Raw genomic sequence first — 3,057 nt, 5'->3', positions numbered from 1 at the left:
GAACTCAACTTGCTCGGTCGCCCTCACCCGAGCATCGCTGAAGGCTCTGCTCGACCTCTACCAAACTGCGTTCGGGAGAGGTGGCAGAAAACCGGCGCAACTAATAATCACAGCATGCCCAAGGTAATAGTCGTACAGGCTGACAACCTCAAAAAAATCTACCCACCGGTTTATTCGCTGCCGGATGGCTCAAACCCCCTACGATACAGTCGCTGGCATGCTTGGATGGCATCTGCGCTGGCGGGGTCTGCGACGACGTTGACCGTTTCAAGTGGATCGACTTCGTGATCGTACAATTCCGAGGCGACGATGTTGTTGGTTTCCCAATCACGCCACTCGGTGTAGCGGTATCGCGGGGTCCGCACCGACCGGCCCATGACCGCGGGGGCATCTTTGTAATACGCCGGACGCGGATGCTGAGTGTAAGCGGCTTGTTTCACCATGGCGGCGGGATCCTCGAGAATGGGAACCAGACTGACACCTTCAACGCCATCGATCTTGGGCAGTCCGGCCAACTCGGTCAGCGTAGGAGCCATATCGATCAACTCGGCCAGCGAGTCCGTCTTGGTGCCGCGATTCGGCATTTCGGGAGACGAAAAGATCATTGGCACGGCGGCATCGAGCTCGAAGTTGGATGTCTTGGCCCACAACGTTTGCTCGCCTAGATGGAAACCATGGTCGGACCAGAACACGACGATTGTATTGTCACGCATCTTCAATGCATCCAATTCGTCGAGCACGCGACCCACTTGCGCGTCCAGATAGCTGATCGCGGCCAAGTAGCCATGTCGCATCTCCATCACCGCGTCATCGGTGAGCTTGCGAGGGTTCTTTCCCCCAACGATTTCTTGGCTGTTGTGCCATGCGATACGCGGCGCGTCTTTGGGCCACGCTGGATTCGGGGGCGGCGACAAGGCATCGCGGTCATACATGTCCCAATATTTTTTGGGCGCATTGAAGGGCGAGTGTGGTTTCCAGAAACCGACCGCAAGAAAGAACGGTTTGTCACTCGTTTTGCGTTCTCGCAACGCGTCAATCGCCATCGATGCAATGCGGCCGTCGAAGTAGGCGTCGTCGGGAACGTCACGGCATTCGCACTTGATGTCTTTGGCTAGATTCGGTGGAAGCTCGCCATCGACAATCGGTTTGTCCGAACTATGCGTGGCAAAGTGCATCACCGCAGGCACGCTCCAGGACGCCGGATCGCCTTTTAGATCATGAACCCAATTGTGATAGATCTTGCCAATGTTTTGCGTGAAGTAGCCGTGGTTCATGAAGTGTTGTGGCAGCGTCACGACGTCGGGCATTTGATCACGAAAGTGAGTCCCCAAATCCCATATTTGAAGGGTGTCCGGACGCAGTCCCGTCATCAGCGACGCCCGCGACGGGTTACACAATGCTTGTTGGCAATAGGCATGAGTGAACAGGCGGCCTTGCTCGGCCAACGCATCGATGTTCGGCGTCAGCACTTCGGAATTGCCCAAGCATCGCAGATCGTTGCGAAGATCGTCGGCCGCAATAAACAGGACGTTCGGACGCTCTGCCGCGCGAGCCATCAACGCGGGAAATGACAGACAACCGACAAGCAAGAAAACATAGTATTTCATCAACAATAACCTAACCTTTGTATTTATTTACTACTGTCTTTACTCTGCAGACGGTGAAGCGGGGATCACAGGCAACACGATCCGACTCGGCCGTGTAGCATCGTGGTAAATGGTTTGCGTGGCAACCTTGGTCCTTCGATGTCGGTTGAGCGGTTCACCCGTGTTGGGATTCACGTCGAAACGAGGAAAGTTGGAACTCGAAATGTCGACCCGAATTCGATGTCCTTTTTTGAACACGTTCGATGTCGGGTACAACTTAATCGTGAATTCGTATGTTTCTCCCGGAGTCATCATGACTTCCTTGGTCAGCGACTCACGAAAACGGGCTCGCACAATGCCGTCACCAATATTCAAATCAAAACCGCCTGGCCAATCCGCTGACGGAGGGTAGACGTCGACCAACTTGGCGGTGAAGTCGGTGTCGATGGCCGAGCTCGAGGCGAACAATCGCACTTCGATTTCTCCGGTGACCTCGACATCCTGTTCAAGGGGTTCGCTCTGAAACACAAGCACATCGGCACGAGCGGACAGCGGGATGGGGTCTTTGAAATTCCATAGATGAGGTCCCCCTTTCTGGTTCCATGCTCCTTGCAACATGATGTCGTCACTCGAGGAGAGATTGCCACCGATATTAGGGACTGGATTCTTCGGATCAAAGTCGTATTGTGTGGTTGCCTGCTCGATTTGTGGCATCGTCGTTGACAATCCACCGCCAGACTGCAGGTAGAAATCGGTGTACTCGGTTCTCGCCAGCGGCCATTCCAGTTCGTTACGCCAAAATCCACCGTGTTGCAAACGGCCTTGCTCATCTTTGCTGCCGTCACCGGTTCCCATCACAAAGATTCGTACGGAAGTCTTGAATGGATCCGCCTTGCCAACCGAATTGTCGATCCCTTTCATCCAGTGATCGTACCATTCTTTTCGCCACGCCCATTGATCGCTGATGGCGGCGTCCTTGCCAAAGTTGACTTGCCCGTGAGCGTGACCGGTTTGCTTGCCATGGATCCACGGTCCCATGATCATATAGACCGGACCTTTGATCGCCGCATTCAGAGCCATAAAGGTGGCGGTGTTGTTCCCGCCCCATGAATCGTACCAACCCGACACTAGATAGACGGGAATGTCTTTGTACTTTTCGGGTGCATCGACGATGTTGTTTTGGGCCCAAAACTCGTCGTTGGGTCCATGTTCCATCGCCGAGATCAGCCAATCTTCGTATTCAGGGGAAAGCCGCAGTGGTGTCGTCCCACGTCGTGTGGGCAGATTCTCGAGGTAGGCAAATCTTTGGTCCGCCATTTCTTGTAGCACTTCGGCGGTAGCAGGATTCTTACCCGCACGACTGCCGCGACCGGCATTCAGAAATATCCAGTTCCAAAACCGCAGTTCAAAGGCACCGGCATTACGGATGCTTTGTCGGCCCATGTTTGCCATCGCATCGACAGGGATCACG

2 protein-coding genes are annotated in these 3,057 nt (G+C 54.4%); both read right to left on the bottom strand.

Features of this window, described 5'->3' with window-relative positions:
• Positions 1–170: 170 nt before the first annotated feature.
• Positions 171–1,607: a sulfatase gene (locus tag ABX962_RS33825; protein WP_372726078.1), complete on the bottom strand. Its 1,437-nt coding sequence runs from the start codon at positions 1,605–1,607 to the stop codon at positions 171–173.
• A 39-nt stretch (positions 1,608–1,646) separates the two neighbouring features.
• Positions 1,647–3,057, bottom strand: a 1,411-nt coding sequence (locus tag ABX962_RS33820; protein ID WP_372726077.1) for a CocE/NonD family hydrolase, incomplete at its 5' end; no start/stop codon positions are given.

Origin of the sequence: Novipirellula sp. (genome assembly GCF_041583735.1) — a bacterium.
Taxonomy (GTDB): domain Bacteria; phylum Planctomycetota; class Planctomycetia; order Pirellulales; family Pirellulaceae; genus Novipirellula.
The sequence above is the reverse complement of the archived record's forward strand: the minus strand, read 5'-3'. Positions and strand labels throughout refer to the sequence as shown.

Coding starts and splice junctions, on each gene's coding strand:
- ABX962_RS33825 (WP_372726078.1), bottom strand. CDS start 1,607: ATGAAATACTATGTTTTCTTGCTTGTCGGTTGTCTGTCATTTCCCGCG.